Below are 24,686 nucleotides of genomic sequence, written 5' to 3' on the forward strand. Positions count from 1 at the left end.
GATATCGGTTGACTCTTCGCAATAAGGAATAACAAATGAAAATCGTTCGTTGGTTGGGAGCAGGAATCAGTATGCTGGTGCCCATGCTGGCCACGGCCAGCACGCTGGAAACGGTGCAGGAGCGCGATAGCGTGCGCTGTGGGGTCAATGCGGCTCAACCCGGTTTCTCATCACTGGATAGTAACGATGAATACCAGGGCCTGGATACCGAGGTATGTCGCGCGGTTGCCGCCGCCGCTCTTGGCGACGCCAGCAAAGTCAACTTTGTACCGCTGAATTCCGTTGAGCGTTTTACTGCCTTGCAAGCCGGTGAAGTTGACTTACTCTCGCGCACCACGACCTGGACCTCCAGCCGTGATACGACGCTGGGGCTGAACTTCACCGGTGTGACTTACTATGACGGCCAAGCCTTCATGGTGGCCAGTGACCTGGGTGTAAAAAGCGCCAAAGAGCTTGATGGTGCAGCCGTATGTACGCAGTCCGGCACCACCAGCGAGCTGAATCTGGCGGATTACTTCAACCTTCACGAAATGACATACGATGCCGTGGTGTTTGACTCCCCGGAGCAGTCCATTGCCGGTTTTGAAGCGGGCCGCTGTGACGTTTTAAGCTCTGATGCTTCACAGCTTTATGCTCAGCGCATGCAGCTGTCTGACCCCTCGATGGCGGTCGTATTACCCGAAGTCATCTCCAAGGAACCCCTCGGCCCCGCCGTTCTCCAGGGCGATGATCAATGGTTCAACATCGTCAAATGGTCGCTTTTCGCCATGATTAACGCCGAGGAGCTGGGCATCACCCGCGCCAATGTCGATGACATGCTCACGTCAGAGAATCCCAATGTCATTCGTCTGCTTGGCCAGGACGGCAACTATGGTGAAGGAATGGGGCTGGAAGCTAACTGGGCTTATAACATTATCAGCCAGGTGGGAAATTACGCGGAAATTTACGATCGCACCATCGGGATGGAATCTGACTTCAATGTGGCCCGTGGTTTGAATGCACTTTGGTCTGATGGCGGCATCATGTACGCGCCCCCGATTCGCTGATTCAACGATAGATAACAGCCTGGCACGCTGGCATTGCGCTAGTGTGCCAACGCATGTCGCTCACTCGAACATGCCGTATTGACTCGCCTCCCGCCCCCTTTCTGTTCTCTCGATGCACCTTTTTGGTGAATCAGCGATCTGTTTTTGCCTGTTCAAAGAGCAATAGGCCCCATCCTGCAGGATATTTTGCGTTGAAAAACGCTGAATTCAGAACCATACCCTTGATGGCACTTTTATTGCTAGGTTTTAGTCACATGCCTTGGCATGCTTTAAACAAAACAACATAAACCTTTAAGGTGAAATCACATGCTGAATAAGAAAAACCTGGTTCTCGCGATTTCCACAGGCGCACTGACGCTTGCCAGTATTTCCGGTGCCCATGCAACGACACTGGAAGATACCAAAGAACGTGGCGCGCTTCGCTGCGGTGTGAGCGACGGCTTGCCCGGTTTCTCAGCGCCCGATGATGAGGGTAACTGGCAAGGGCTGGATGTGGATGTCTGTCGCGCCGTGGCGGCAGCCGTGCTGGGCGACGCCGATGCGGTTGAGTACGTTTCCCTGAATGCCGTTGAACGCTTCACGGCGCTGCAATCCGGCGAAGTGGATATACTGTCGCGCAACACCACCTGGACCACTACCCGCGATACCACGCTGGGCATCAACTTTGCTGGCGTCAGCTTCTATGACGGCCAGGGCTTTATGGTCAGCCGTGATTTGGGCATTTCCAGCGCCTCTGAACTCGACGGCGCCGCGATCTGTATTCAGGCGGGCACCACCACCGAGCTGAATCTGGCCGATTACTTCCGTGCCAATGACATGGGATTCGACCCCATCGTTTTCGATACTTCCGAACAGACCGTTGGCGGCTATCAGGCCGGACGCTGTGATGTGCTGACCTCTGACACTTCACAGCTGGCTGCCCTGCGTATTCAGCTGGATGACCCGGATGCCTCCGTGATTCTGAGCGATGTTATCTCCAAGGAACCGCTGGGCCCATCCGTGCGCCAGGGTGATGACGAATGGTTCAACGTTGTGAAATGGTCGCTGTTTGCTCTGCTGAACGCTGAAGAGCTTGGCCTTAACAGCGAGAACGTGGAAGAGATGACGGAATCTGAAAACCCCAATATCGTTCGCCTGCTTGGCCAGGACGGCAACTACGGCGAAGGCATGGGGCTGGAAGCTGACTGGGCCTACAACATTATCAGTCAGGTAGGCAACTACGCTGAAATATACGACCGTAACGTCGGTATGGGTTCTCCGCTGCAAATTGAACGTGGCGTCAACGCGCTGTGGACAGAAGGTGGCTTACAGTACGCACCTCCCATCCGCTAAGCGTCTCGTATGAACCCAGGCCCGCCGCAAGGCGGGTCTCTTGATTGAGTTTGTGATTTACGGAGACGCCACCCATGTCTGTAAAATCTACCCCTCGCCCGGCTGGCCAAAAGCCACCGTTCTGGCGAGACCGAGCCAAGCGGGCACTTATCTTTCAGATCCTGCTGATTGCGGCGGTTGCCGCTTTTCTGCTCTATATCATTGGTAATACTCAGGACAACTTATCCAACCGTGGTATCACGACCGGGTTTGGTTTCCTGAGTAATACCGCCGGGTTTGGGATTGTTCAAACCCTTGTTGACTATACGTCTCAGAGTACTTACGGCAAAACCTTTCTGGTCGGCCTGCTGAACACACTGCTGGTCGGTGGCCTCGGCGTGCTGGCGGCAACCCTTATCGGGTTCACTGTGGGCATTGCCCGGCTATCGCCCAACTGGCTGATTGCAAAGCTGGCCAACGTCTATATCGAAACATTCCGAAATATTCCGCTGCTGCTGCAAATTTTCTTCTGGTACTTTGCCGTCTTGCGTACCTTGCCAAGCGCCCGTGACAGCATGGCCTTTGGTGAAGCAATTTTTCTTAATGTCCGCGGGTTGTATTTACCTCAGCCATTGTTTGAATCTGGCTTTGGTTTGATTCCAGTCACTTTCCTTATCGCCATTGTGGCCAGTATCGCGCTGATCATATGGAACAAACGCCGTCATGAAGCGACCGGCAAGCGACTCCCCGTCGGCTGGATGTCCCTGGTACTGATTTTTGGCCTGCCGCTATTGGTGCTGGTAGCCACTGGCGTGCCCGTTACCTGGGAAATGCCGGAGCTGACTGGCTTTAATTTCCGCGGTGGTATTACCGTGATCCCTGAGTTCCTCGCCCTGTGGCTGGCTCTGTCGATCTATACCGCCTCGTTTATTGCTGAAATTGTCCGCTCGGGTATTCAGGCCATTGCTCACGGCCAGACAGAAGCGGCCCAGGCACTGAGCCTGCCGCGCAATCTGATTCTGAAACTGATCATCATTCCGCAGGCAATGCGAGTCATCATTCCGCCGCTGACCAGCCAGTATCTCAACCTGATCAAAAACTCGTCGCTGGCCACCGCAATTGGTTACCCCGACCTGGTCTCTGTCTTTGCGGGCACAACGCTCAACCAGACAGGGCAAGCCATCGAAGTCATTGCCATGACGATGGCGGTGTATCTCACCATCAGTCTGCTGGTATCGATGTTCATGAACTGGTTCAACGCCCGCGTGGCGCTGGTCGAACGCTAGGCCCGGTGAGGATAACAAAATGATTCATAATCGTGACATGATCCCTGAACGGGCAGCGCCGAAGAGTACCATTGGCCTGGTCGCCTGGCTGCGTGCCAACCTGTTCAATGGCCCGATCAATTCGCTGTTTACCCTGATAGGGCTCTATCTGGTGTATTTGCTGTTTGTCCCCGCCATACAGTGGGCGTTTATTAACGCTGACTGGATCGGGACCTCCCGTGATGACTGCTCCCGCGAAGGTGCCTGCTGGGTGTTTGTCAACGCCCGCCTCAGCCAGTTTATTTATGGCCTTTACCCGAGTGAGGAAACCTGGCGAGCCAATATCATCTTTGCCGGTCTTTTCGGCCTGATCGCCTGGCTTGCGATTCCGCGTTTGCCCTTGAAACGCTGGGTCGCCATCTTTGCCCTACTGGCGTTTCCCGTCATCGCCTTCGTATTACTTCACGGTGGCTATTTCAACCTGCCCGTTGTGCCGACCAACCAGTGGGGCGGTTTGATGCTGACCCTGCTGCTGGCCACCGTGGGGATGGTCGCTGCCTTGCCGATTGGCATCATGCTGGCGCTGGGGCGCCGATCACAGATGCCGATCGTGAAAAGCTTCTGTGTGGTGTTCATTGAGTTCTGGCGCGGCGTGCCACTCATTACCATTCTGTTCATGGCCTCTGTCATGCTGCCGTTATTCCTGCCGGGGAATATGAATATCGACCGCCTGGTGCGGGCACTGATCGGCATCACCCTGTTTCAGAGTGCCTATATGGCAGAAGTCATTCGTGGCGGTTTGCAGGCCATCCCCAAAGGCCAGGAAGAAGCGGCCGCCGCATTGGGGATGACTTACTGGAAACGCATGGGCCTGATTGTGCTGCCCCAGGCATTGAAGATGATGATTCCCGGCATCGTGAATACCTTCATCTCGCTGTTCAAGGACACCACCCTGGTGATGATCATCGGTCTGTTTGACCTGCTCGGCATTGTCCAGGCGGCGCTTTCCGATTCCCGCTGGCTTGGGTTCTCGCTGGAAGGCTACGTTTTTGCCGCCTTCATGTTCTGGATCTTCTGTTTCAGCATGTCGCGCTATAGCCAGTACCTTGAGCGCAAACTGCATACGGGTCACCAAAATTAACGGTAAGCATGGATTGACCTGATAGCGAACGTCGCTTTAAGAAGCGGCGTTCGCGAAAAATAGCTTATAAAAGAAACATTTATAAAAAACAGTTTATTAAACAAGGTGGATATCGCTATGGCACAAGCAGCGATCGACAACGCAGACCTGATGGTCGAAATGCATGACGTCAATAAATGGTTCGGTGACTTTCACGTTCTGCGGGATATTAACCTGGAAGTAAAACGCGGCGAACGCATCGTGATCTGTGGGCCATCCGGCTCCGGCAAATCCACCATGATCCGCTGCATCAATCATCTGGAAGAGCACCAGCAAGGCGATATTACGGTGGGTGGCGTGCCACTGACCCAGGATGTGAAGCGCATCGAGCAGATTCGCCGTAGCGTGGGCATGGTGTTTCAGCACTTTAACCTTTTCCCTCATTTGAGCGTGCTGGAAAACTGCTGCATAGCGCCGATGTGGGTGCAGAAAAAACCACGCCGTGAAGCCGAAGAACTCGCTATGCAGTATCTCGAACGGGTACGCATTGCCGAGCAGGCGCTTAAGTACCCTGGCCAGCTTTCCGGCGGTCAGCAACAGCGTGTGGCGATTGCCCGCTCACTGTGCATGCACCCGGAGGTCATGCTGTTTGACGAACCGACATCGGCCCTTGACCCGGAAATGATCAAGGAAGTGCTGGATGTCATGGTTGAGCTGGCGGAAGAAGGCATGACCATGCTGTGCGTTACCCATGAGATGGGCTTTGCCAAAACTGTCGCCGACCGGGTAATTTTCATGGACCAGGGCCAGATTATTGAAGAAAACGCGCCCGAGCCCTTCTTCAACAACCCACAGTCTGAGCGTACTCAGCTGTTCCTTAGTCAGATTCTGGGACACTAACCCACTGCCAATAGGCCATTACCTGATTGCGGCCAGCTTCTTTGGCCGCATAAAGCGCCTGGTCCGCCTGTGCGACCGCCATGGATTGGCAGTAACGTATTCGTTCCTGCATAGGCGCTGCCTGTTGCCCCGCACAAAGGTCAGGCGCGCTTAACTCGGTAATTCCCAGGCTGATGGTCATCGGCACCCGCACGTTACGTCTGCTCAGCGTGCCCAGAATTTCCGGCATGGCCTCCAGTAAAAAAACATCATCGGCAATACTACAACGCAGCCTTTCGCCCAGCGCCAATGCCTGCGCTTTGCTGAGATCCGCCGCAATCACTGCAAACTCTTCACCGCCCAGGCGAACCAGGCAGTCGTCTGGACGCAATTCAGCCTGCAGACGTTTGGTCAGATTGACCAGCAACGCATCACCCGCGGGATGGCCGTAGCGGTCATTGATCAGCTTGAAATAATCGATATCCAGCAGCAACAGAAAATGCTGCCCTGCATGGCTGTGCTCAAACAGGTGCGTAAGGTGACGAAACATCCCCCGGCGATTTAACACACCCGTCAGCTCGTCCATTTCTGCTGCTACGCTGGCTTGCACTTCGCTCTGCTTGCGCTGGCTGATATCAATGGCCAACCCAGCCAAACCGGTCAGGCGACCGTCTGGTGCGTAATGTGCTTCCATCACCAGCTCATACCAGAGGACGTCTCCCTGCAAGGTTTTTAATCGGACATCAATCCGGCAGTTCGACTGTCCGCAAGTCAGCCCCAACCGCAGCAAGCACCGCAGGTCTGCCCGATCGTCAGGCAGAACGTGAGCCAGCAATCGCCTGAGTCGCAGTGAGGCATAATCATCTGGGTAGCCCAGCGATTTAAGCAGTACCGATGAGCACCAGGTCGCATGGGTGCCAGGGTCTATCTCCCAGGCACCGCAACCTGCCACTCGCTCCAGCAAAGCGACCTGGCGCTTGTGACTAGTCAACTGATGCCGATAAATGGTAGAGGCAATCAGTTCAGCCGCTACAACTAACGCCTGTAAACCTGGCCCCAGCCAATTAACCTCGCGCTCGCAATCATCAAAGCCCAAGGTGCCCCACCATTTGCCGTTCACCATGATAGGCACTGTCACCATAGAGCGAATCTGCTGACTTTCGAGATTGTCGCGAAGTGAACCCGGTGACAACTGCGAGACAATGCAGGTATGCGCACCACCACGCTGGCGACGTGCCACCATATCGGCATATTCGCTGTCATCGATAATCGTGGTGAAAAAACGGAAGCGCCGCTGGGTTAGCTGACGGTATTCAGGCCTGGATGCCCATTCGAAAACGTAGTCCTGCAAAATGCCATGCGACGAACGCTCCAGCATCTGGAAAATCCACACGCGGCTGACACCGGAAGCTTCACCCAGCGCGGCCATCAGCTGGTTAACCCCATGGCTCCAGAAGCGGCGCTGCAGCAACGCCGTACTGCCAGAGGCCAGTGCATCCAGTAGCTTAGAAACCTCTGGCGTTAAAGGAGCTGGCATGGGCTGACTACCTTATAGGCTTAGTTATCACTTGTAGGATTAGTTATAAATAGCCTAGCACAGCGATATTGATGTACCGCATTTTCATTGGTGTAACGTCGCCGCCAGCAGGGTAATACTGGCCGGCGCCAGGGCGGGCTGTTCACGGTGATGCGTCAGCGGCTTATTGGCGAGCGCCGTGAGTAGTATCTGTAACGGATCACCGTGGCTGACCAGCAGCACTGTTTCACCGTCACATTCGCGCTCTGCCCTCTCGATCACGGCACACATACGCCTGGCAACGCGACTTACGGTCTCTACCTGATGCTGTTGGTGGTCAGCATTCTGGGCATCCAGCGCCCAGATATGGGGGTAGTAGCGATCCGCCTGACCTTCAAGTTCACCAAAGTCGCGCTCTCGTAAGCCCGTCTCTTTTTGCGGTGTCAAGCCAAATGCACTGGCGACTCTTTGTGCCGTTTGGGTAGTACGCAGAAAGTCAGAATGGATCACCTTCGTCGGGGTAGGCCACCGCCACCGCCCAACAACGGCCGATAGTTGCTCTTCGCCCAGCGCTGATAAGCCGAAATCAGTCAGCCCACGTGCTGGCGAACTGATAATCAGCCCTTGTTCGTTCGCTTGACTGTGGCCGTGACGCATCAAGAGATAGCGGTTGCGCCATGTAGCGCATGAAAACGTCACCGATAGCGACAAACGGGATCTCCTTTTATGCGTTGAATGGCATATTCAGCGTAAAGCTGCCAAAAGATAAAGTTTACAATTATTTAAGATTTTACGGCACGTGCCGATAGGGTTCATTTATTGAATTGCTGCGCAGCGTTTCCGCAGCGCTAACATTCCCTTTATACCCTGAGAACGTTCATGTTTGCATCTTTGAAAGTCCGTATCCTGTTGGCCGCCCTCACGGCCATCATATTAGCGCTGATCATTAACGGCATTGCCAGTTATAGCACCGTTAAACACCACAATGACCAACAGGTAAGCCGTAACCTGAGTGCTGTGGTTAACGGCAATACCCAGGCGATTAATGAATGGTTCAATGCCCGCTATTCCATGCTGGCCAGCATGGAAGAAGCCGTAGTGAGCGATGACCCGTTGAGTGCACTTCGCCAACTCGCGGATTCCGGCAGTTTCATGACGGCCTACATTGCCTACCCTTCTACCTCGGAAGCCTTTTTCTCCGATGACTGGCAGCCACCCAGCGATTACGACCCACGCCAACGGCCCTGGTATCAGGATGCTACCCAGGCAGAAGACACCATTATCACCGCCCCTTATGTTGATGCTCAGACAGGTCGTTTGGTTGTTACCTTTGCCCGCCCGTTTTACCGTAATGGACAGCTTGCCGCCGTCATCGGCGCGGACATTACGATCCAGGATGTTATCGGCATTGTGGACAGTATTGCACCAACCCCCTCGAGTTTTGGTTTTCTGACAACCGAAGACGGCACTCTCGTGGCGCACCCTGACGCCGAGCTAACGCTTGAGCCTTCCTCCGTATTGAGCAGCGATCTGACCAATGAGCGCCTGACACAGATTATTCAAGCCGACGAGCCTCAGATGCTTGAGCTGCAGAACAGCAGCATGCGTCTCATGGGGAGTGCCGTTGGTGGCAGTAGCGGCTGGCAGTTGATAGTCGCGCTTGACGAAAGCGAGGCCACCGCAGGCCTGCGAGCCATTGCAACAACGTCAATCATCACGCTGCTGGTTGTCGCCGGCATCACCGCCGTGGTCTTTGGTTTACTGCTGTCACTGCTACTTCGCCGCTTGCTTGGCGTACGTAACGCCATGGACAACATTGCCTCAGGCGAAGGCGACCTGACCCAGCGACTACCGGAAGATGGCAATGACGAAGTCGCCCAGATTGCCAACGCATTCAATCGTTTCGTTGGCAAAATGGAAGCCGTTCTGATGGATGTCCGCGAAAGTAGCGAGGCGGTGCATCATGCGGCCAACGAAATTGCCATGGGCGGGCAGGATCTGTCACGCCGCACGGATAACGCCGCTTCCAGCCTGCAGCAAACTTCCGCTTCTATTGAGCAGATTACCAGCACGGTTCAACACACTGCCGCCTCTGCCCAGGAAGCCAACAAACTCTCGCAAACCGCCTCCGAAGTGGCAAACGAGGGCGGCAAGGTTGTGGCCAATGTCGTGACAACCATGGAAGGCATCACCCAGGCCTCCGACAAGATTGGTGAAATCGTCACGTTAATGAACAGCATTTCATTTCAAACTAACCTCCTGGCACTCAACGCCTCGGTGGAAGCGGCTCGCGCAGGCGAGCATGGCCGTGGCTTTGCAGTGGTGGCTGATGAAGTGCGCAAACTGGCCGGGCGCAGCAGCGAAGCCGCCAACGATATCCAGAAGCTGATTGAAGATTCCCAGACCCGGGTGAATAACGGCACAACGCTGGTGCGCAATGCCGGTGTCACCATGGAAGACATCGTCGCGCACATCACTCGTGTGACCGATGTGCTTGAGGAAATCAACGCCGCGACCAGCGAACAGAGCGACGGCATCCATCAAGTCAATATCGCGGTGGCCGAACTGGACCGCATGACTCAGGAAAACGCTGCCATGGTGGAAGAATCCACCACTGCCGCAGAACAGCTGAAAGAACAATCCGAACACCTGGCGGGGACGATCAGCAGTTTCAAGCTGTCTCAAGCGGCCACGCCGACGCTGCAAGCCCCTTATCAGACATCTGACCAACGTCGCCGTCTTACCTGAGGAATGACCCCTATGCATTTTCGCTCGTTACGCTCTTTCGTCGTGGCACTGGCAGGCCCTTGTCTACTGGCGATTGTGGCAGCGCTGGTGGTGTACAACCTGCTTGCCGCTGCTCGCACCCAGCAAACGGTGGAAGAGCACACTCGTGAGCTCATGGAAGATGCGCTGAGTGCTCGCCTGGATGCCATTGCCGACGCAGAGGGCGCGCGCATTCAACGAGAACTGGATCAGGCCATGACACTGGCCAAGCAGCTGGCTACGACCAACGCCTTGATGGGTAAGGAAGATTCGGAAGGTCAGCGGGCGCTTTTTCTGAGCCGTCGCCAGTTATCGAACCTGGTACGCCAGACACTGGCCGACAACCCGTCACTGCTGGATGCGTATATCGGCTGGGAGCCTGATGCTTTTGGCGATGATGCGCGCTACGCCGGTGATGAGCGTTACGGCCATAATGAAAGCGGCCGCTTTATGCCCTGGTGGTATCGTGACGATGATGGTTCGCTAGCGCTACTGCCGCTTGGTGACGACATAGAAAGTGAGACGCGACTCGACAACGGTGTCCGCCAGGGGGAATATTATCTGTGCCCGCGTGAAACGCTATCAGCCTGTATTGTCGATCCTGCCGCCTATGATTTTGGCGGCACGACGCATCTCGTTACCTCGTTCAATGCCCCCATACTGGTCGATGGCGAATTTCGCGGGATCGCGGGGGCCGATCTGTCTCTCAGCTTTATCCAGACGCTGTTAACCGATGCCAACCAAGCGCTTTACGACGGTGCAGGACGGATGGCGCTGGTCGCCGGGCAAGGGGGGCTGGTGGCTGACACTGCCGGTGAAAACGGCCTGGGCCTGCCAGCAGGAGAGTCGCTCAGCAGCACCCTGCTAGCCGGTATTGAAGAAGCGTCCGCACAGAATCGTCTCCATAGCAGCGTTGCAGATGGCATGCTACAACGCTTCCAGCCGATTGCTCTGGGCGATGATAACGCCACTACCTGGGTGTTGGTGCTGCAGTTGCCCGAATCAGTAGCTCTGGCCGAGTTGAACGACCTGCAGAGCGTCCTCAGCGAACAGAAGCAGCAAAACACCTTAGGCATGACCCTGATTGGCCTGCTGCTTGCCGCCATTGGCATGGCAGCCCTGTGGTGGATTGGTGGACGTATTGCCCGCCCCCTGAAACGGCTGGCCAACCGCATGGAAGAAATCGCCTCAGGCCATGGCGACCTTACCCAGCGTTTGCCCGTTCATGGGCGTGATGAAAGTGCCGCCGTCGCCCAGCAGTTCAACGCGTTCGCCGAAAAAATTCAGGCGATTCTGCTGGATGTGCGCCAAAGCAGTGAGTCGGTCAATACGGCGGCAACGGAAATCGCCACTGGCGGTAGGGATCTTTCACGCCGGACGGAAAATGCCGCCTCCAGCCTGCAGCAGACCTCTGCCTCCATGGAAGAAATTACCAGTACGGTGGAACATACGGCAGCCTCTGCACGAGAAGCGAACCAGCTGTCGCATTCAGCTTCCCAGGTCGCTGAGCGCGGCGGGCAGGCGGTGGCCGAAGTGGTGACGACCATGGAAGACATCGCCGCTTCATCCAACCAGATCGGTGATATTGTCAGCCTGATGGATGGCATTGCTTTCCAGACCAATCTGCTAGCCCTGAATGCGTCGGTTGAAGCCGCGCGGGCAGGAGAGCATGGGCGAGGATTTGCCGTGGTGGCCGATGAAGTCCGCAAACTGGCCAGCCGCAGTACCGATGCCTCAAACGACATCAAGCGACTGATCGAAACGTCACAAAGCAACGTGGAAAATGGCACCACTCTGGTGCGACATGCCGGCGAGACCATGCAGGATATCGTTCGCCACATAACCCAGGTCAGCGATGTGCTGGGCGAGATCACCGCCGCAACGGGCGAGCAGAGCGATGGTATTGGTCAGGTTAATGTGGCCGTGGCCGAACTCGACCGCATGACTCAGGAAAATGCCGCCATGGTAGAAGAATCCACCACCGCTGCAGAGCAGCTAAAAGAGCAGGCCATGTATCTGACAAATATCATCGGCAACTTCAAGCTTTCTCCAGAGCAATATCAAGGGCAGTCTCAAGGGCAAGCGTTAGAAAAGGCTCAGAAACACACGAAAGCGCTGGAAAGCGGCAACGGTCAACGCCGCCTGCCTTAGTGGGCATTAGTGCTCTTAGTGGGCTTAGTGCTCTTAGTGAAAACCGCGCTCTGCCGCCCTTCAGGAACACTTACGGAATCGGCGGCAGGGCGATGTCATCGCTTCGCTGAGCGCCATCGGTCATTTCCCGGCAAAGGCGCAGGAATTCACGCACGCCAGGAGCCAGGTACTTATGACGATGCCAGATAAACGTGAACTGGCGCTTCAGATCCAAGTCCGGCGTGGGTAAGGGCACCAGGCTGCCGCGGCGAAACGCGTCACGCAGCGCCAGCCGCGACACGCAGCCAATACCCAAACCGGATTCCACCGCCCGCTTGATACCTTCGGTATGCTCAAGCTCCAGCAAGGTATTAAAACGGCTGCGACGATGGCGCGCCGCCTGCTCCAGCGTCAAGCGTGTACCGGAACCTTCTTCACGCATAATCCAATCCTCGCGTAACAGTTCTTCCAGTTCCAGCCTGTCGCGTCCGGCCAAAGGGTGGCGTGGCGAGCAGAACACACACAGCTCATCATCGACCCATGGCTGGCTGATAATGTCCTCATCGTCGCACGGCCCTTCAATCAACCCGATATCCAGCGAGTGCTGGCGAACACCCTCAATAATATGCCGGGTATTACGTACCGCCAGACGTGCTCGGCTACCGGGAAACCGCTGCATAAAGTCACTGATCAGCAGCGTTGCCAGGTAATTGCCGATGGTCAGCGTCGCACCGACTTCCAGCGTACCTACCCCCTTCTGCCCACGCAGCAAGCCTTCAATTTCCTCACCACGGTCCAACAGTGCTACCGCCTTGGGTAGCAGCTGAAACCCCAGAGCATTGAGTTTTAAGCGTTTTCCCAGGCGGTCCAGCAGCTGGCAGTCAAACTGGCGCTCCAGTTCCGCCAAGGCGGTACTGGTGGCAGATTGCGAGAGTGACAGCACACGAGCGGCATGGGAGACGCTCTCATGTTGGGCCACCGCGACAAAAACCTCTAACTGACGCAAGGTAAAGTGCATAAAAAATGACCTATATCTATATACTGAATAAGCGTTATCACTATTATTGACTTAACAGATATAAGACGTTTTCTTAGACTAAGAAGCAACACTAAATCGATCTTTTATTCAATTTACGCATAACGGCGCCCCTTTTAACGCTTTCACCGGAGACACCATGAGTAAATTCGCCCTCGAAGAAGTTCTCAGCGTTCATCACTGGAACGACACTCTGTTCAGCTTCCGCACCACGCGCGAGCGCAGTCTGCGCTTCAAAAATGGGCAATTTGTCATGATCGGCCTGGAAGTCGACGGCAAGCCGTTGATGCGCGCTTACTCCATCGCCAGCCCCAACTACGAAGATCATCTCGAGTTTTTCAGCATCAAGGTGCCGGATGGCCCGCTCACCTCGCGCCTGCAGCACCTGAAAGTCGGCGATAAAATCATGGTCAGCCGCAAACCCACAGGCACTCTTGTCACAGATGACCTTCTGCCTGGGCGCAACCTCTATCTGCTCTCCACTGGCACCGGCCTTGCCCCTTTCATGAGCCTGATTCTCGATCCGGAAGCCTATGAGCGCTTCGAAAAAATCGTGCTGGTGCATGGAGTAAGGGAGGTATCAGAACTGGCCTACGCTGATTTCATTACCCATGATTTGCCTGCCCATGAGTACCTGGGTGAAGAAATCGCCGAAAAACTGGTGTATTACCCGACGGTTACCCGCGAAGAATTTCATACCATGGGGCGCCTGACCGACCATATACGCTCCGGCAAGCTGTTTGCAGATACCGGCCTACCAGCGATCGACCCTCGTCAGGATCGCGCCATGATTTGCGGTAGCCCCGCCATGCTTGACGATACCAGCGCACTTCTCGACGAACTCGGCCTGAATATCTCACCGCGTATGGGTGAGCCGGGTGACTACGTCATTGAGCGTGCTTTTGTGGAAAAGTGAGTAGTGAGAAGTGAGAAATGAGTAGAAAACCCTAGTCGCTATAATCACTACATCACTAATACAAAGCCCCTGCTGGAGATGATCCACAGGGGCTTTTTGCTGGTTACTGTTTACAGTTCAACAATTTACTAATTTTTTTTCTTACCATTCACCACTCACTATTCACAGTTAACAAACCTAAACCGCGTCTTTGCCCGTTTCACCGGTACGGATACGGATAACCTGTTCCAGCGGCATGACAAAAATCTTGCCGTCACCGATCTTGCCGGTATTCGCGACCTGGGTGATGGCCTCGATGACCTGCTCGGCCATGTCGTCATCCACGGCCACTTCCAGTTTTACCTTGGGCAGGAAATCCACCACATATTCGGCACCACGATAAAGTTCCGTGTGGCCTTTCTGACGACCAAAGCCTTTCACTTCAGTGACGGTAATCCCCTGCACACCGATGTCGGAGAGCGATTCGCGCACGTCATCAAGCTTGAACGGCTTGATAATCGCAGAGATAAGTTTCATGGCGGCGTCCTCAATACAAAATGGAAAGTCTGCTCAATCGAGCTATACCAGCCGAACGGTGTCAGCTAAACAGTGTCAGCCGAACCATGCCAGCATGTCAGTATCTGCGCCAGCGCAGACGGCATCAACCGCCTGCCTGAGATGCCCTTTAGCATACACTGCCACCCACGGATAATGAAAAGCTGATTCACTTAAGGAAACTCTGCCGATACAAAAAGGCCCCCCAAGAAGGGAGGCCAGGTGAAGCGGTTACAGCAGAGTCATTTATTTATTGGCAATACTGAACTCTGGGTAAGCTTCCATACCGCATTCCGTGATATCAACGCCTTCGTACTCTTCTTCTTCGGTGACGCGGATACCCATCACCGCTTTAAGAATCAGCCAGACAATCAGGCTGGCGAGGAAGACCCAGGCAAAGATGCCTGCCATTCCGATGATCTGCGCGCCGAACGTCGCATCCGCATTGGTCAGCGGCACGGCCAGACAGCCCCAGATACCCACCACACCGTGGACGGAAATCGCACCGACCGGGTCATCCAGCTTGAGCTTGTCGAGCGTCACGATAGAGACAATGACCAGGAGGCCGCCCACCATACCAATCAGCATCGCGCCTACCGCCGTGGGCGCTGAAGGCCCAGCGGTAATCGCGACCAGACCTGCCAGACCGCCGTTAAGCGCCATGGTCAAATCCGCTTTGCGGAACCAGAGTTTCGCCAGAACCAGGGCAGCAATCACACCACCGGCAGCCGCCGCATTGGTGTTGACCATTACCTGTGCTACCGCGTTGGCGGAGCCGATATCCGACATTTTCAGCTCCGAGCCACCGTTAAAGCCGAACCAGCCCATCCACAGGATAAAGGTACCCAGGGTTGCCAGTGGCAGGTTGGCGCCGGGAATGGCACGGATCGAGCCATCCTTGCCATACTTGCCTTTACGTGGGCCAAGTACCAGAACACCGGCAAGCGCAGCCGCCGCACCGGCCATGTGGACAATGCCCGAACCGGCATAATCGGAGAAACCGATTGCACTGATCCAGCCACCGCCCCAGGTCCAGTAGCCAGACACCGGGTAGATAACCGCCGTCATCACCACAGCGAAAGCCAGGAAGGCCCACAGCTTCATACGCTCTGCCACGGCACCGGAAACGATCGACATGGCAGTCGCCACAAAGACGACCTGGAAGAAGAAGTCCGAACGCATGGAATAGTAAGGCGCATCATCACCACCCGCCGTCACGGCAGCAGCGCTGTTTTCATCACCCAGAAGGAAGCCCAGGTTGGGAATGAAACCGCCTGCCGAACTGGAGTACATCAGGTAGTAGCCCACCAGCAGATACATGGTGCAGGCAATCGCAAACAGAGCCACGTTCTTGGTCAGGATTTCAGCGGTGTTCTTGGAACGAACAAGGCCAGCTTCCAGCATCGAGAAACCAGCGGCCATCCACATGACCAGAATACCGCAAATCAAAAAGTAGAAGGTATCGAGCGCATAACTCAGCTCAGCTAACTCGTTCATAGGATTTTCTCCATCAGGCTAGAATCAAGGGGGTGGAAGCAGGCTTACACAGCGTCGCCGCCGCGCTCGCCGGTACGAATACGGATCACGTCTTCCAGCGGTGTAACGAAGACTTTGCCGTCACCGATCTTGCCGCTGTTGGCCGCACTGCAGATAGCATCCAGCACGCTCTCCAGGCGTGAATCATCAACGGCGACTTCCACTTTCACCTTGGGTAGAAAATCCACCACATATTCAGCACCACGATAAAGCTCGGTATGCCCTTTCTGACGACCAAAACCTTTCACTTCGGTCACGGTAATGCCTTGAACACCGTTGTCAGCCAACGCTTCGCGCACGTCGTCGAGCTTGAACGGTTTGATGATGGCGGTGATGAGTTTCATCCCGGATCTCCCTTGCGTCGTTAACAGATGTTGGTGTAAGCAGCAGCCACTGCCCGAACCAGGTGCTTGCCCTCTACAATGCGCATAACGTGCCAACTTTATTTTTTTACTTTTAAAAACAGTATTTTATTACGATTATGTACTTTCTTTCGTAATCTCTGAAAGTCTTATAGCCAGCACAACCTCGGTTGATGCACCAAAAAAGAGCAAGCGATTTACGGCGCTGCATCATTAAAAGGCATGGATGGGACTACGCTATTTTTTGGCCAAAAAGGCTTTGGCGCATGCGCGTTGCCGCTGTGTTGCGTATCCTTACCAGAGCGCTAACCCAAAAGGAGACGACTATGATGCCCCACGACCGTATCGGCCAACTGGCACAACAGATCGGTGAACGCCTGCAGAATGCCTCGCAGGCCCCCGAAGATATTCAGAAAGGTGTGCAACAGGTGGTCCGGGGTGCTTTCGACCGTCTGGAGCTTGTATCACGGGAAGACTTCGATATTTTGATGGATGTCTTGCAGCGCACTCGCGCCCGCGTTGAAGCACTGGAAAAACAGGTGGCAAGCTTAGAGGCTGCCGTGGAGGCATCCACGACACCGACCACAACGCCTGTTGAAGCAGAAGCCCCTCCGGCACCTGTTCAGCATGAGCCAGAGCCGGAAACAGAGCCGGAAACAGAGCAGAAAGACAAGAATACGGATAAGCCGCAATAAAGCGCGGTCCACGATAAACACTCAACGATTATTCGCTGCACTGATTCGTTAGCGCAGCGAATATCAATGCATGATGAAGGCCGTGCTCAATCAATAAACGCGGGAAAATAAATACGAATCAATATCATTAAATTTAACATTTTTTATGATACTCTCTGACACTCTGAATGAACTGGTCGATGGCGTATTAAATGGCTGATTAATTGATGCCCAAGGGATGCAACCGATGGTAGAGGCGACAGCTCGCATACCGCTCACCACCCATGATCTGCAGGCCCTTGGGCAACGCTACGGGATTGATTACCACTTTCCCGATGCCGAGCGGTTTCTATCCGGGCCGTGCATTGCCCAGGGACGGGTGATGGACGTAGAGATTGATCCTTCCTTGCGAGTGACACATTCTGATCTGGATGTCCTGCACGCTTACGCCTCTACCTCACGGCGTACTGTTCCCTGGTTTCTCAGCGTGATCCTTGAAGGCCATATTCAGGTGGGGCTCGGCCGCCAATCATTTCAGTTAGGGGCCGGAGACGCCTTCAGCGCACATTTCAATGAACAGACCGGGCTCAAGGCGTTTCAACCCGCACCGCAACGCCTGCGTATCCTTAATGTATCGATGTCAGCAGGCAACGGCCCCCTCTCCTCGCCTTCGATCCATCTGGTGGCGCCAGCCCCTCTGCTGCATACCTGGAAAGTGCCGCCTTCTCTTCACCATAGCCTGGAGACAGCGCTGGCATCGGACTGGCCAGCCGAGCGCCAGCGCCTGTTGTGGCAAGGCCTGGCGCTGCAGCTGCTTGCGCACGGCCTGCCTGACACCCAGCTTGACCCCTGCCATGAGAAAAAAGCGGCGAGCCTTCCTGCGAAGCTCTCCCAGCGCGACTACCAACGACTGGAACAGGTACGTCAGCAGATCGAGCATCATCCCTCTCAGGATTACCAGCTGGAACACCTCGCGCGGGATGCCGCCATGAGTGCCAGCAGCCTGCGCGCCAAGTTTCACCACTGCTACGGCTGCTCGATTTTTGATTACCTGCGACGCTGCCGCCTGACACGTGCGCAGGCGTATCTGCATAAAGGTTACAGCGTTCAGCAGACCGCGCATGCCTGTGGCTATCGCCATGCATCCAACTTTGCCACGGCTTTTAAACGGGCCTTTGGTATGACACCTCATGAGTTTCACAAGCGCCGCTAGCGGGAACTTCGCGGTAACAAGTTCCTTTTGAAGCTCATGTCTGGCACGACGCATAACACCTTTGTCATCGCGCATACCTCTTTACAGCGATTAAACGTAATAATTCTCATTACTTATTTTTCATGGCTTCTTCTTTCGGGTATTCGCCTTATGCATGCTTCACATCGTCGCTTTTTACGTTCGCCTCTCAGTGCCGCCGTTATCGCGGGATTGGTGGTTTCCCCGGTGTCAGCTAACGAAGGCGTCACGTCATTAAACACCGTAACGGTCACCGCCCAGCAGGCCGCGACCAAAGTCACTACGCCGTTCATCGAAACGCCCCAAAGTGTTTCGACCATTACCCGTGAGCAGATGGACCAGCGTGGCGTGAGCACTGTTCAGCGCGCCACTGACTACACGCCAGGGGTTTACAGCAATCAGATAGGTGCCTCAAACCGCTTCGATTACCTGGTGCTTCGCGGCTTTTCCGATGGCAGCCTGAGCAACACCTTTCTGGATGGCCTGAAAGTCATGGGCGATGCCAACTCGCATAGCAGTATGCGCATCGACCCCTGGTTTCTAGACAGTATTGAAGTGGTACGCGGCCCCGCCTCGGTGCTCTATGGCCGCGCATCACCGGGGGGTGTCGTTGCACTGAACAGCAAACGCCCTGAATTTGAACCGAATGGCGAGCTACGTTTCCGGGTCGGCAATAATCGACAGCGCAGTGCCGCCTTTGACCTCACCGGCCCCATCGGTGAGGAACAGCGGCTGGCTTTCCGCTTAACCGGCATTGCTAGCGCTGCCGACACTCAGTTTGGCCCCGCCGAAGAGCAGCGCTATGCCATCGCACCGCGCCTCACCTGGGACATAACCGATGACACCAGCCTAACTGTAGACGCCTACCTGCAGGATGAACCAGAAGGCGGCTACCACTCTGGCGTTCCCTATGAAGGCGCCGTGGTAGCGCGCAACGGGCGCAAAATCAGCAATAACTTTTACGATGGGGAAGACGATTACGATGCCTACGAGCGCACCCAGCGTATGCTGGGCTACTCGCTGGAACATCGCTTTAACGAACAGGTCACTGGCCGCCAGTTACTCCGCTACCTGAACTCGGATGTCACCCTGAACCAGGTATACGGTTATGGCTGGACGTCACCCACCTCGGATGAGCTCACTCGTTACTATGCTGGCAGTAATGAGTCACTGGATGCCTGGACCCTCGACAACCAGCTCGAAGCCAACCTCGACAGCGGCGCGATGCAGCACACACTGCTGTTTGGGGTGGATTACCAACAGCGCGACAACACGGTGTCATGGCCTTCAGGGTATTTTCAGCCGCTCAATGCCTTTTCGCCTGTCTATGGCAGCGACCCCATTGAATTCTACGATCCACTGCGGGAACGCCATGAAATTGACCAGACCGGCGTCTACCTACAGGATCAGATCGCCGTGGATAACTGGCGCTTCACCCTGGGCGGCCGCTACGATTGGGTCAATATCGACAACACCAACCGCGATAGCGGCGATACCAGCTCGCTAAGCGCTACCCAGTTCAGTGGCCGCGCCGGGGCGGTTTACCTGTTCGATAACGGCGTTGCCCCCTATGCCAGCTACTCGACGGCCTTTACACCCACCAGCTTCGTGGATGAAAGCGGTGATCTGCTGGCCCCCATGGAGGGCGAGCAATGGGAAACCGGCATCAAATTCCAGCCTGACGGCAGCGCCAATCAGTTCAGCGCAGCGCTTTATCATATCAGCCAGGAAAACGTTGCCACCAAGGAGCAGCCATCAGATCCTTATCGCGCGGTGGGTGAAATAAAATCCCAAGGGCTAGAGCTTGAGGCACAAACCCAGCTAACCAAATCACTTTCCTTGCAGGCCGGTTACAGCTTTACCGATATTACTTACGCCAAAAGCGACGACGGCAACCAAGGCAACAATGCCATCTATTCACCGCGTCATCAGGTACAGTTATGGGGCCAATACACAGTGAATCAGGGGTGGTTAAGCGGCGTGGATGTTGGCGTTGGCGTGCGTCACTACGCTGACATTGCCGCCGACCGAGCCAACACCGAAACCGTACCCGACTACACCCTGGTGGATGCCACGCTGGGCTACGATTGGAGCGAGGCAGGTATGAACGGCGTAGAGACCCGCCTGAATCTCCATAACGCCCTGGATAAAGCCTACGTCGCCTCGTGTAACTCCCTGGAATACTGCTACTTTGGTGCCGAACGCGGCATTACGGCCAGCGTGCACTACCGTTTCTAGGTCGCCCTGAAAACCGCGATGCCCGGGCTTAGCGCCTGGGCATTTTTCCTGTCCTCAGTCTTGTAAACCCAAACTTGCAAACAATACGCATTACCGTTTAAATATAACGCTTATTTTCCGGATGACCTCTCACCACCATGCGCCACCTGTCGCTGCTCTCTTTACTGGCACGTTGCGGTTTATTCGCCATTTGCCTGCTGCCCTTTTCGAACGCCAAGGCACAGTGGGCGACAGTCGACTGGACCATCGCTGAGACGCTGCTGGCGATTGACGCGCCAGTGAATGGTATCGCCCAACAGAGTGACTACCATCAATGGGTAGGCGAGCCACGCATCCCCGCCAGCGTGACGGATCTCGGCCTGCGGACTCAGCCTAACGTCGAACTGATGGCGCAATCACCGCCATCGCAAACGCTGATTTCCCCCATGTTCGCCAGCTTGACGCCGCGTCTGGAGCGAATTGCTCCCGTCACCTCGTTCGCCCTCTATTCGCCCGGCACCGATACCTGGCAAGAAATGCAAACCCTGACCCGTCAGCTGGGGGAATTAACCAAGCGCCAACCTCAGGCAGAACAGCTGATCAACGACACACACGCTCTGATGAGCACGCTACGCCAACAGCGCCCTGATACTGCGCCGCTATTGATGGTGCAGTTTATGGATGCCCGCCATGTGCGTGTTTTTGGCGATAACAGCCTCTATAACGCTGTGCTTGAACAGCTTGACCTGACTAACGCCTGGGACCAGCCCACCAACGCCTGGGGGTTTTCGCTATCCGGTATCGAAGCGCTCGCCCGTTACCCCGAAGCAACCCTGGTTATTGTTGACCCATTGCCAATCGGCGTAGAAGACGCGCTGGCGGAAAGCGGTCTATGGCAACACCTGCCCAGCGTCAAAAACGCCAACCTGCTGCGCCTGCCGCCGGTGTGGAGCTTTGGGGCACTGCCTTCCGCGCAACGTTTTGCCCGGGAACTGGTTACCGCGCTGGCATCGCAAACACCGCCGCCAAACAGCCGCCCAGATTATTAACTAGCGTTTCCAAACAGACAGGGCGCTATTTTTTCATGCCAAAGATAACGTAGGGTGAGGTTTCGGCATAAAAAATGGAGCGAGGGAGCGCCATGACATTAGCGATTGTCGCCACACGGGCTGGGTTGGGGCTGGAAGCGCCACCGGTACATGTTGAAGTTCACCTCGCCAACGGCTTGCCGGGGCTGACGCTGGTGGGCCTGCCGGAAGCGGCCGTCAAGGAAAGCCGCGAACGCGTGCGCAGCGCCCTGGTGAATGCAGGCTTCGACTTTCCCAATACCCGACGCATTACCCTGAACCTTGCCCCTGCTGACCTTCCCAAGGAAGGTGGCCGGTTCGATCTGCCGATTGCCCTTGGCATTCTGGCGGCGTCCGGCCAGATCCCGGTCGAAGCCCTGGAAGGCATGGAATGTACCGGCGAGCTGGCACTGGATGGCAAACTGCGAAGCGTCATGGGCGTTCTGCCCTTTGCGCTGGCCACCAAAGCGGCTGGCAATGCACTGATCGTGCCCCGCGCCTGCGCTGACGAAGCCGCCCTGGCGGGGGATTCGCTGAAAGTGCTGCCCGCCGATACGCTGTGGGACGTGGTTGCTCACCTGCTCGGTCAACAACCCATCGCCCCGCATCATCTGGCCGCACCACCTGAAGCCAAGGCCCCCATGGACGACCTTGCCGATGTGCGTGGCCAACAACAGGCTCGCCGGGCGCTAGAAGTTGCCGCCGCCGGTGGCCATAACCTGCTGTTTGCTGGCCCACCCGGCACCGGTAAAACCATGCTGGCCAGCCGCTTGCCCGGCATTCTGCCCCCGCTTTCCGACGAAGACGCCCTTGCCGTCGCGGCGGTGCGTTCCGTCTGTGGCATGGCGCTGGATGAACATTGGGGGCAACGCCCGTTTCGCCAACCTCATCACAGCGCCAGCGCAGCAGCATTGGTCGGGGGTGGCTCAAAACCCAAGCCCGGCGAGATTTCCCTGGCTCACAAGGGGGTTCTGTTTCTTGATGAGCTACCCGAGTTTTCACGCCATGTACTGGAAGTACTTCGCCAGCCGCTGGAAACTGGCGAGATACATTTATCCCGCGCCAATCACGAGCGCCGTTATCCTGCCCAGTTTCAATTGGTAGCCGCTATGAACCCTTGCCCCTGCGGGCACCTTGGCGACCCGCGACAGCGCTGCCAATGCACCGCCTCCCAGATTCAGCGCTATCAGGCGCGGCTTTCCGGCCCGCTGCTTGACCGTATCGACCTGCAGGTCGAGGTCCCCGCGCTGCCACCGGAACAGCTCACGGCGCAAACCGAAGGCGAATCGTCTGCCGCCGTGCGCCAGCGCGTGATGGCCGCCCGCGAACGACAAATGGCGCGCGGAGCACTCAACAGTCAGCTCAGCGGTAAAGCCCTGGAAGCCGCCTGTGACCTCAACGATGAAGAACGCGCCTGGCTTGCCGGTGTACTGGAAAAGCTCAAACTCTCCGCCCGTGCCTACCACCGGGTGCTGCGGGTCGCGCTAACCCTGGCGGATCTGCAGGGCGAGCCTAAACCCACGCAACCACACCTGATCGAAGCCATCGGCTACCGCCAACTGGACAGGTTGTTGAAGGGGGGTTAGCAATGAAATCATTGATTACCACTGAGAGATCAACTATGGCCAAACTTCCTAACATCCATCCTGGCGAAATATTGTATGAGGATTTCATGCAGCCGATGGGGCTAAGCAAGAATGCATTAGCCAGCAAAATGGGGGTGCCAGCCACGCGAATCGGTGAGATTACGCTTGGTCGTCGCGCGATTACTGCTGACACTGATTTGCGTTTAGCCAAGGTTCTAGGTACCAGTGAGGGCTATTGGCTACGCCTACAAAACGCCTACGATCTGGAAGAAGCACGTCGACACCAAGTCGCTTGAATTGCCTTCATTCATGCGAGTGTTCCGTCACCGATGATGAAAGCTGGTCGATGAACGTATCCAGCCTATCAAACAATACCTGGCGTATTGGCTCCGCTTCGTTGACCAGGTGATGCCGCGCCTCAGGATGGCAGTGAATCTCGGCCTCGGGGAATTTTTCCGCCAGCACGCCGAGGTTCCATTCCCAGTCGACCGTCAGGTCCTGCTCACCCTGCAGAATCAGGGTGGGAACAGAGACCGGCGCATACGCCAGAAGCCTAGGCATCCAGCGGCGCATGGCACTCACCCAGCCAACACTGATTTTATCCGGCTGAAGCGGGTCATGCTCACGCAGAAATAACGCAAAGGCTTCATCGGTTGAGTTGGCGCGATACTTACGCGGAATCTCCTTGATAAACGGGCTGGCGACCCAGTGCAGCCAGCTTGATTGCGTCCAGCCCCAGGGTCTTACCAACGGCGCCAGGAGCACCAGCCCCGCCCAGGGCGAAGGGTTTCCCTGAATGAGGGCGTCGGTGGCCAGAATGGAGGCACCGGTGCTCTGACCGATACCCAGCCAGGGGCCAGGGGCCAGTGATTCGGCACGCAGTCGCGTTTGCAAGGTGCTCAGGCAATGCTGATAGTCTTCAAAATCTTCGATCGCCGCTCGCGGCCCACTGGAAAGCCCATGCCCCGGCAAGTCCCATAGCACCACGCGCCAGCCTTTTGCCAAAAGGCGTTCCAGCAGATGCCGGTAAAGCCCCATGTGATCAAAGTAGCCATGCGTCACAAAGGCAGTTCCCAGCGGTTCGGGTGGGCTCCACACCTGGCACCACAACGAAAAACGCCCCGTCTCGATGAAGCCTGCGTGCACCAGGCTAGTGTCGGCCAGCAGGGTGTCCAGACCGTAGTGAATGAAATACCCCTCAACCGCTTGGGTCAATACACTTCCCGGGTGCAACGGCTTGAGCGCTGGCTCATCCGGCGGGCTGGCAAAAACGCCAGGCAGGTGCTGAAAATCCTCTGAATGCATGCTCACTCTCCTTGCCGAGCCACCGCGGGAATCACGTGAAAACATCTATACTGACTTATCTTTTGGTCGAGCATGGCAGTGCTTTACTGTCTACGCTGTTTACATGACAACACTGTTATGGAATTATTTTCCATAAAATACATTTCAATATTGAAAAAGCATTGAAACGCCTTGTCGTATTGAACCCTT

Annotated in this window: 21 protein-coding genes; 14 read left to right on the plus strand and 7 right to left on the minus strand. The window is 55.8% G+C overall.

The features are described from left to right. Positions 1–35 precede the first annotated feature (35 nt). From ACU6TU_RS16090 to ACU6TU_RS16110, 5 genes are all read left to right on the plus strand, one after another. Positions 36–1,046: an amino acid ABC transporter substrate-binding protein gene (locus ACU6TU_RS16090; RefSeq protein ID WP_447142380.1), complete on the plus strand. Its 1,011-nt coding sequence runs from the start codon at positions 36–38 to the stop codon at positions 1,044–1,046. A 306-nt stretch (positions 1,047–1,352) separates the two neighbouring features. After that, positions 1,353–2,378: an amino acid ABC transporter substrate-binding protein gene (locus ACU6TU_RS16095; RefSeq protein ID WP_447142381.1), complete on the plus strand. Its 1,026-nt coding sequence runs from the start codon at positions 1,353–1,355 to the stop codon at positions 2,376–2,378. 74 nt (positions 2,379–2,452) lie between these two features. Beyond that, positions 2,453–3,643 (plus strand): amino acid ABC transporter permease, encoded by a 1,191-nt coding sequence (locus ACU6TU_RS16100; RefSeq protein WP_447142382.1) that lies wholly within the window; start codon positions 2,453–2,455, stop codon positions 3,641–3,643. A gap of 19 nt (positions 3,644–3,662) precedes the next feature. After that, positions 3,663–4,763, plus strand: coding sequence for an amino acid ABC transporter permease (locus tag ACU6TU_RS16105; protein ID WP_447142383.1), 1,101 nt, complete (start codon positions 3,663–3,665; stop codon positions 4,761–4,763). Positions 4,764–4,913: 150 nt separating this feature from the next. After that, the gene (locus ACU6TU_RS16110) at positions 4,914–5,642 is read left to right on the plus strand and encodes an amino acid ABC transporter ATP-binding protein (protein ID WP_447144278.1); all 729 of its coding nucleotides are present in this window, start codon (positions 4,914–4,916) and stop codon (positions 5,640–5,642) included. Here ACU6TU_RS16110 and ACU6TU_RS16115 read toward each other — a convergent pair. Together ACU6TU_RS16115 and ACU6TU_RS16120 are read right to left on the minus strand one after the other, a co-directional pair. Further along, positions 5,620–7,158 (minus strand): diguanylate cyclase domain-containing protein, encoded by a 1,539-nt coding sequence (locus tag ACU6TU_RS16115; protein WP_447142384.1) that lies wholly within the window; start codon positions 7,156–7,158, stop codon positions 5,620–5,622. The genes ACU6TU_RS16110 and ACU6TU_RS16115 overlap by 23 nt on opposite strands. A gap of 84 nt (positions 7,159–7,242) precedes the next feature. Then, complete coding sequence (locus tag ACU6TU_RS16120; protein ID WP_447144279.1) at positions 7,243–7,794, minus strand: histidine phosphatase family protein; 552 nt, start codon at positions 7,792–7,794, stop codon at positions 7,243–7,245. 222 nt (positions 7,795–8,016) lie between these two features. On the opposite strand from ACU6TU_RS16120, the gene ACU6TU_RS16125 reads away from it, so the two are divergent. Both ACU6TU_RS16125 and ACU6TU_RS16130 read left to right on the plus strand, forming a co-directional pair. Continuing rightward, positions 8,017–9,885, plus strand: coding sequence for a methyl-accepting chemotaxis protein (locus ACU6TU_RS16125; RefSeq protein ID WP_447142385.1), 1,869 nt, complete (start codon positions 8,017–8,019; stop codon positions 9,883–9,885). Between the two features lie 12 nt (positions 9,886–9,897). Beyond that, positions 9,898–12,054 carry a methyl-accepting chemotaxis protein gene (locus ACU6TU_RS16130; RefSeq protein ID WP_447142386.1) on the plus strand — a complete coding sequence of 719 codons (2,157 nt, stop codon included), beginning with the start codon at positions 9,898–9,900 and terminating at the stop codon, positions 12,052–12,054. Positions 12,055–12,124: 70 nt separating this feature from the next. Here the strand turns inward: ACU6TU_RS16130 and ACU6TU_RS16135 are convergent, their stop codons facing one another. Then, a complete protein-coding gene (locus tag ACU6TU_RS16135) occupies positions 12,125–13,051 on the minus strand; it encodes a LysR family transcriptional regulator (RefSeq protein WP_447142387.1) in 927 nt (308 codons plus the stop codon). Between the two features lie 157 nt (positions 13,052–13,208). On the opposite strand from ACU6TU_RS16135, the gene ACU6TU_RS16140 reads away from it, so the two are divergent. After that, the gene (locus ACU6TU_RS16140) at positions 13,209–13,985 is read left to right on the plus strand and encodes a ferredoxin--NADP reductase (protein WP_447142388.1); all 777 of its coding nucleotides are present in this window, start codon (positions 13,209–13,211) and stop codon (positions 13,983–13,985) included. A gap of 177 nt (positions 13,986–14,162) precedes the next feature. Here ACU6TU_RS16140 and glnK read toward each other — a convergent pair whose 3' ends face one another. The 3 genes from glnK to ACU6TU_RS16155 form a co-directional block, all read right to left on the minus strand. After that, complete coding sequence (gene glnK, locus ACU6TU_RS16145) at positions 14,163–14,501, minus strand: P-II family nitrogen regulator (RefSeq protein WP_100820530.1); 339 nt, start codon at positions 14,499–14,501, stop codon at positions 14,163–14,165. Positions 14,502–14,765: 264 nt separating this feature from the next. Further along, positions 14,766–16,016, minus strand: a complete 1,251-nt coding sequence (locus ACU6TU_RS16150) for an ammonium transporter (protein ID WP_447142389.1) — start codon at positions 16,014–16,016, stop codon at positions 14,766–14,768. Between the two features lie 44 nt (positions 16,017–16,060). Then, positions 16,061–16,399 (minus strand): P-II family nitrogen regulator, encoded by a 339-nt coding sequence (locus ACU6TU_RS16155; RefSeq protein WP_100820528.1) that lies wholly within the window; start codon positions 16,397–16,399, stop codon positions 16,061–16,063. Between the two features lie 344 nt (positions 16,400–16,743). Between ACU6TU_RS16155 and ACU6TU_RS16160 the strand changes: the two genes are divergently transcribed. The 6 genes from ACU6TU_RS16160 to ACU6TU_RS16185 all read left to right on the plus strand — a co-directional run bounded on the left by ACU6TU_RS16160 (position 16,744) and on the right by ACU6TU_RS16185 (position 23,488). Continuing rightward, positions 16,744–17,112, plus strand: a complete 369-nt coding sequence (locus ACU6TU_RS16160) for an accessory factor UbiK family protein (RefSeq protein WP_447142390.1) — start codon at positions 16,744–16,746, stop codon at positions 17,110–17,112. Between the two features lie 226 nt (positions 17,113–17,338). Beyond that, complete coding sequence (locus tag ACU6TU_RS16165) at positions 17,339–18,304, plus strand: helix-turn-helix transcriptional regulator (protein WP_447142391.1); 966 nt, start codon at positions 17,339–17,341, stop codon at positions 18,302–18,304. Positions 18,305–18,454: 150 nt separating this feature from the next. Further along, positions 18,455–20,560, plus strand: coding sequence for a TonB-dependent siderophore receptor (locus tag ACU6TU_RS16170; RefSeq protein ID WP_447142392.1), 2,106 nt, complete (start codon positions 18,455–18,457; stop codon positions 20,558–20,560). A gap of 137 nt (positions 20,561–20,697) precedes the next feature. Then, positions 20,698–21,588 (plus strand): ABC transporter substrate-binding protein, encoded by an 891-nt coding sequence (locus tag ACU6TU_RS16175; RefSeq protein ID WP_447142393.1) that lies wholly within the window; start codon positions 20,698–20,700, stop codon positions 21,586–21,588. Positions 21,589–21,680: 92 nt separating this feature from the next. Further along, complete coding sequence (locus ACU6TU_RS16180; RefSeq protein ID WP_447142394.1) at positions 21,681–23,192, plus strand: YifB family Mg chelatase-like AAA ATPase; 1,512 nt, start codon at positions 21,681–21,683, stop codon at positions 23,190–23,192. Positions 23,193–23,227: 35 nt separating this feature from the next. Continuing rightward, complete coding sequence (locus ACU6TU_RS16185; protein ID WP_447142395.1) at positions 23,228–23,488, plus strand: HigA family addiction module antitoxin; 261 nt, start codon at positions 23,228–23,230, stop codon at positions 23,486–23,488. Positions 23,489–23,495: 7 nt separating this feature from the next. On the opposite strand, the gene ACU6TU_RS16190 is transcribed toward ACU6TU_RS16185, so the two are convergent. Continuing rightward, positions 23,496–24,497, minus strand: a complete 1,002-nt coding sequence (locus ACU6TU_RS16190; RefSeq protein WP_447142396.1) for an alpha/beta hydrolase — start codon at positions 24,495–24,497, stop codon at positions 23,496–23,498. Positions 24,498–24,686 lie beyond the last annotated feature (189 nt).

The organism is Halomonas sp. LS-001, assembly GCF_052983955.1.

What these genes read in the sequence shown, in the direction of transcription:
- ACU6TU_RS16090 (WP_447142380.1), top strand. Translation starts at nt 36, where the DNA reads ATGAAAATCGTTCGTTGGTTGGGAGCAGGAATCAGTATGCTGGTGCCC.
- ACU6TU_RS16095 (WP_447142381.1), top strand. Translation starts at nt 1,353, where the DNA reads ATGCTGAATAAGAAAAACCTGGTTCTCGCGATTTCCACAGGCGCACTG.
- ACU6TU_RS16100 (WP_447142382.1), top strand. Translation starts at nt 2,453, where the DNA reads ATGTCTGTAAAATCTACCCCTCGCCCGGCTGGCCAAAAGCCACCGTTC.
- ACU6TU_RS16105 (WP_447142383.1), top strand. Translation starts at nt 3,663, where the DNA reads ATGATTCATAATCGTGACATGATCCCTGAACGGGCAGCGCCGAAGAGT.
- ACU6TU_RS16110 (WP_447144278.1), top strand. Translation starts at nt 4,914, where the DNA reads ATGGTCGAAATGCATGACGTCAATAAATGGTTCGGTGACTTTCACGTT.
- ACU6TU_RS16115 (WP_447142384.1), bottom strand. Translation starts at nt 7,158, where the DNA reads ATGCCAGCTCCTTTAACGCCAGAGGTTTCTAAGCTACTGGATGCACTG.
- ACU6TU_RS16120 (WP_447144279.1), bottom strand. Translation starts at nt 7,794, where the DNA reads ATGCGTCACGGCCACAGTCAAGCGAACGAACAAGGGCTGATTATCAGT.
- ACU6TU_RS16125 (WP_447142385.1), top strand. Translation starts at nt 8,017, where the DNA reads ATGTTTGCATCTTTGAAAGTCCGTATCCTGTTGGCCGCCCTCACGGCC.
- ACU6TU_RS16130 (WP_447142386.1), top strand. Translation starts at nt 9,898, where the DNA reads ATGCATTTTCGCTCGTTACGCTCTTTCGTCGTGGCACTGGCAGGCCCT.
- ACU6TU_RS16135 (WP_447142387.1), bottom strand. Translation starts at nt 13,051, where the DNA reads ATGCACTTTACCTTGCGTCAGTTAGAGGTTTTTGTCGCGGTGGCCCAA.
- ACU6TU_RS16140 (WP_447142388.1), top strand. Translation starts at nt 13,209, where the DNA reads ATGAGTAAATTCGCCCTCGAAGAAGTTCTCAGCGTTCATCACTGGAAC.
- glnK (WP_100820530.1), bottom strand. Translation starts at nt 14,501, where the DNA reads ATGAAACTTATCTCTGCGATTATCAAGCCGTTCAAGCTTGATGACGTG.
- ACU6TU_RS16150 (WP_447142389.1), bottom strand. Translation starts at nt 16,016, where the DNA reads ATGAACGAGTTAGCTGAGCTGAGTTATGCGCTCGATACCTTCTACTTT.
- ACU6TU_RS16155 (WP_100820528.1), bottom strand. Translation starts at nt 16,399, where the DNA reads ATGAAACTCATCACCGCCATCATCAAACCGTTCAAGCTCGACGACGTG.
- ACU6TU_RS16160 (WP_447142390.1), top strand. Translation starts at nt 16,744, where the DNA reads ATGATGCCCCACGACCGTATCGGCCAACTGGCACAACAGATCGGTGAA.
- ACU6TU_RS16165 (WP_447142391.1), top strand. Translation starts at nt 17,339, where the DNA reads ATGGTAGAGGCGACAGCTCGCATACCGCTCACCACCCATGATCTGCAG.
- ACU6TU_RS16170 (WP_447142392.1), top strand. Translation starts at nt 18,455, where the DNA reads ATGCATGCTTCACATCGTCGCTTTTTACGTTCGCCTCTCAGTGCCGCC.
- ACU6TU_RS16175 (WP_447142393.1), top strand. Translation starts at nt 20,698, where the DNA reads ATGCGCCACCTGTCGCTGCTCTCTTTACTGGCACGTTGCGGTTTATTC.
- ACU6TU_RS16180 (WP_447142394.1), top strand. Translation starts at nt 21,681, where the DNA reads ATGACATTAGCGATTGTCGCCACACGGGCTGGGTTGGGGCTGGAAGCG.
- ACU6TU_RS16185 (WP_447142395.1), top strand. Translation starts at nt 23,228, where the DNA reads ATGGCCAAACTTCCTAACATCCATCCTGGCGAAATATTGTATGAGGAT.
- ACU6TU_RS16190 (WP_447142396.1), bottom strand. Translation starts at nt 24,497, where the DNA reads ATGCATTCAGAGGATTTTCAGCACCTGCCTGGCGTTTTTGCCAGCCCG.